The organism is Salinivibrio sp. SS2, assembly GCF_001722075.1.
GTDB lineage: Bacteria > Pseudomonadota > Gammaproteobacteria > Enterobacterales > Vibrionaceae > Salinivibrio > Salinivibrio proteolyticus.
Genome location: NZ_MEBP01000144.1, coordinates 1 through 3,873, shown reverse-complemented (window position 1 = coordinate 3,873; position 3,873 = coordinate 1). Strand labels below are relative to the sequence as shown.

The 3,873-nt window shown below is 43.7% G+C and carries 4 protein-coding genes and 2 pseudogenes; 2 read left to right on the top strand and 4 right to left on the bottom strand.

Going from position 1 to position 3,873, the window contains the following annotated elements; all coding sequences use genetic code 11:
- Nucleotides 1-284 precede the first annotated feature (284 nt).
- Nucleotides 285-509: pseudogene (locus tag BGK46_RS16995) on the top strand (IS110 family transposase); the annotation flags it as partial.
- A gap of 160 nt (nucleotides 510-669) precedes the next feature.
- On the opposite strand, the gene BGK46_RS16990 reads toward BGK46_RS16995, so the two are convergent.
- From BGK46_RS16990 to BGK46_RS17940, 4 genes are all read right to left on the bottom strand, one after another.
- Nucleotides 670-1,191, bottom strand: coding sequence for a GrpB family protein (locus BGK46_RS16990; protein WP_069591326.1), 522 nt, complete (start codon nucleotides 1,189-1,191; stop codon nucleotides 670-672).
- 167 nt (nucleotides 1,192-1,358) lie between these two features.
- Nucleotides 1,359-2,303 (bottom strand): D-2-hydroxyacid dehydrogenase family protein, encoded by a 945-nt coding sequence (locus BGK46_RS16985; protein ID WP_069591324.1) that lies wholly within the window; start codon nucleotides 2,301-2,303, stop codon nucleotides 1,359-1,361.
- A 98-nt stretch (nucleotides 2,304-2,401) separates the two neighbouring features.
- Nucleotides 2,402-2,770: a VOC family protein gene (locus BGK46_RS16980; RefSeq protein ID WP_069591323.1), complete on the bottom strand. Its 369-nt coding sequence runs from the start codon at nucleotides 2,768-2,770 to the stop codon at nucleotides 2,402-2,404.
- 175 nt (nucleotides 2,771-2,945) lie between these two features.
- Nucleotides 2,946-3,185 carry a hypothetical protein gene (locus BGK46_RS17940; RefSeq protein ID WP_084781574.1) on the bottom strand — a complete coding sequence of 80 codons (240 nt, stop codon included), beginning with the start codon at nucleotides 3,183-3,185 and terminating at the stop codon, nucleotides 2,946-2,948.
- 501 nt (nucleotides 3,186-3,686) lie between these two features.
- Between BGK46_RS17940 and BGK46_RS17265 the strand changes: the two are divergent.
- A pseudogene (locus BGK46_RS17265) lies at nucleotides 3,687-3,794 on the top strand (transposase); the annotation flags it as partial.
- Nucleotides 3,795-3,873 lie beyond the last annotated feature (79 nt).

The following is a 3,873-nucleotide window of genomic DNA, read 5'->3' as shown; positions in this document are numbered from 1 at the left end:
TGTTAGGATATGTGTTTGCCTGTTAGTTACCGAGTTGATTGATGGGGGCAACCCCATTGGGATCAGTGCGTTAGGTGAATGATTTGATCAACAACGCCCATTTATACTCCATCTAATTCTGATACGACTACTCGTAGAAAGTGGTTAACGCCGCCAGCAAGAGGGGGGATCAAACCAAAGCGAAGCGGCGGTTTTGGCAGGCCTTGATACTCATTGAGCCTTCTCCTCCAGCTTAACCAGCAGGCTAAGCTGGAAGGCGACAAATCCAAAAAGGAGAAGACTCGATGACATTTTATAATCCACAGCACGTTTATTACTGCGACATCGATCTGCATGCGCGCATTCTTTACGTCTGTATCATTGATTCTGCGGGTAACACCGTGGTTCATAAGAAAGTTGACACCAACCCTGACGCACTCTTAGACATTCTTGCGCCCTTTCAAGACCACATTGTTGTCGGCGTCGAGTGTATGCATTGCTGGTATTGGGTGAGTGACCTTTGTCGCGATAGACGGCAGTAAGAGACCTTCTATATGTGTTTGCCGTAAGCAATGACTTAATGGTTGAAATGACAGAACGAAGTAGACGACTTTGCTGTTCGAGAGCATTGGCTGCTGGCGCAGGCAAAAAAATGCTATTACCTATTGACCGGAGAAGGCCTCATATGTGTTACGCAAACTTCCACGTGAGAGCCTTAGCCTCATGCTCTTTAATAAAGCTATCTTTATGGCGGCAATATACATCTATGTCATTGTTGCAGATTGCTGCACCCGTTTTCTTTAACACACCATACTCATCGGCCACTTCAGGAAAAGCAATAAGATACTCTTTAAAAGCAATGTGTCTTTGCGCTTCATGTGAACCTGTTAGAAAGGCGTGGACTTGATGAGTTCGTTGAACCCCACCTTTTTGAAAGTAGCGCCTACCCGGGATACCAAACTCACCTTTAGCGAGATAACCCAACGATTCCATCAGGTAGCTTTGCTCATCCAGCTCACTGAGACATTTAACTTCAAGCAGAATATCTATAATTGGTTTCGCACATAAACCTTCAACTGAAGTGCTACCGATGTGGTGAACTCCCACCACATTTTCTTTGCTTAACGCATTACAGATTGACGCTTTTTCTCGATTAAAATCATCAGCCCACGACGACTGAAAATCTACGACTTCAATTTTCCTTAAACTCACGTCTATCTCCATTTTCCTGAGGCTAGCCTAAGGGGCTGGCAACGCATAACAACCAAACCCAAACACAACAACTGTAATACGGTGGTTCAATGGGACTGGAAACACCATGCGTTGACAGAAGCTGCTTCAGTTTATTGTTATAATAACGGTTTCCTCGATGCTGATGTTTATGCCTTACCCCGCTCGAAAGCTAAAATATTCTCGAATGCTATTTTGAAGTAAAGCTCATAGCTGTTTTGCTCTACATACCCTAAATGTGGGGTAGCCGTTACGTTAGGTAACGATAATAAAGGTTCGCTATCAAGCGATGCTGGTTCATTGTCAAATACATCAACGGCAGCTCGCTTAGTTGGGGTCGCCACCAGTTCGTTGTATAACGCAGAGGTCGCGACAAGCTCTGAGCGACTAATATTTACAAATAAAGAGTCAGGCTTCATTAAGCTTAAGTCCTGAGCTGTTACACACGCCCTAGTTACCTCATTCAAACGTAAGTGAAGTGATACAATATCCGAACCAGAGAAAAATGCTTCCTTTGACGCAGCGGCCTCAAAGTCGTGTTCAATTGCAAGATTTCTTGATTGCGCACTACCCCAAACAACCACTGACATTTCAAATGCTTTTGCATATTGAGCAATTCGTTGTCCAATTTTTCCGTAGCCCCAAATACCAAGCTTCAAGCCCTTTAGAGTACGACCTAAACCAAGCACTCCAGAGTTTTGCCATTTATCATTTTGGAGATTAGCTGAATAAGTTGGTACGTGGCGACTTGCCGCCATAATCAGTGCCCAAGCTAATTCCGAAGGAGCAACAGGAGAGCCACGCCCCTCAAATACCTTTACTCCATATTTTTCGCATAAGCGGACATCAATATGATTGCTAACTTTACCTGTTTGACTGATGACTTTAAGGTTAGGTAACTGTGCAAGCAGTGACTCTGTAATGACTGTACGTTCTCGTATTAAAACAAGACACTCTGTGTGCTTTAGCTTAGCGACCAACTCCGACTCAGGAAATGTTTCGTTCAAAATAGACACATCGTGATGTGATAGTAATTCGAAACAATCTAACGTTCTCACCACATCCTGATAGTCATCTAAAACTGTTACGTTCACGAAAATCTCCCTGTTGTTATAATGCCGCGTTGGTAGTCAGCAGCGCTTACACCTGACCTAAACCATCACCCTTAAATTTTATTGTTAGGGCGCAGAACCTATTGGTATACGCTGACTTCGATTAAATTCTTATCAAGATCCAAAAAATAGACCGATTGGATTGAACCAGCAGCTCCTGATTTTTCTACGGGACCCTCAATGATCTTGACATTTTCTTTGACCAAATGCTCTATCACTGACGCCAATGACCAATCAGTAATTAAGCAAACATCACCTGAACCCACATTGGCTATATTTCGCGGTTCTTGACCCAGAAGCTGAAAGTTAATTTTCTGATTTCCAAACGTTACAGCTTTCCGACCGTTGGAAAAAGTGACTTCATCCATGCACAAAACCCGTTTGTAAAAATCTACTGATTTTTCTATGTCAGAAACTGTAAGGACAATATGATCTATGTGACTAATCATAATTTTACTCCTTGCGCCCTAACGCCAAATCAAGGTGTGAACAACGCTAACCACCTACCTAAAGCATTGTGCCATAAACACTAAAATTGCTTGAAGTAAGAGCGATTAGCGTTGTGAATCACCCATAAATTCTATTGTTAGTTGTGAAACTTACCACCTGCCGAGATCTACAACCTTAATCTAGGTAGTCTGGTGTATGTAAGTTTGTACCGCAGACTTTGCACTTGTAATCACCTGAAGTCTCACCTTCCATTAACGCACTCGCTATTGCTGAAAATAAGCCAGAAAAGAAACCTTTAACTTCTTTTCCCGTGGCTTCACCAGGTTTAGAGAAGCTTTCATACTTATGAAGCGTCACCTTTTTGCAATTACAGCAGAACGCTTTGGTCTCCTCAGCGCCGTATATTTGAACCAACTTGATTATCTCCAACAACCTAATTTTTCACCTAGCAACTAACGCCTGGGCTAAGCCGCCGGTTGGAACGCCAGCGCAAACCGGTCGGCTTGAGCCCCTGGTTAAGTGTGTTTAGTCCATTTCCCATTGTTCGAGATCCGCTACTGGATTTGGTAGCCTTCCCTCTAGCCACTTGGCACAAGTTCCAGGTTTGAACTCAGGATCGTGGCACTCGATTACCCAAGATAGAAATTCATCTGGCCCGCCATTCATGTATGGCGGCGGAGATACTGGGTGGAAAGAAGTTGGCAACCTCTCATTCACTGAAAGGTAATTGAGTACGTGCCCAAACTCTTGAACCGTCTGCCACGCCAGCTCATGACCAATATCGATGCTGAACTTTACCCACCATCGTCCATCATCATCAGAACCATGCCCTATTGATCTGTAACCCTCCCCAAAAAACTGGTCATTAGCAATTAGAGGTTTTCCGTTTACACTGAAACAAACGGAGAACGCATGATGAAAAAATCACGCTACACAGAAACACAAATCGTAAAGATCTTGAAGGAAGTCGAAGCAGGCCGAAAGGTCAACGAAGTCTGTCGCGAAAATGGCACGCCTGATGCGAACTAATCAAACTGCACCTCACAGTCTGCAGGACAGGAAGCTACAGATCTTTAACCACTAACCATAGACAAAGCTACAG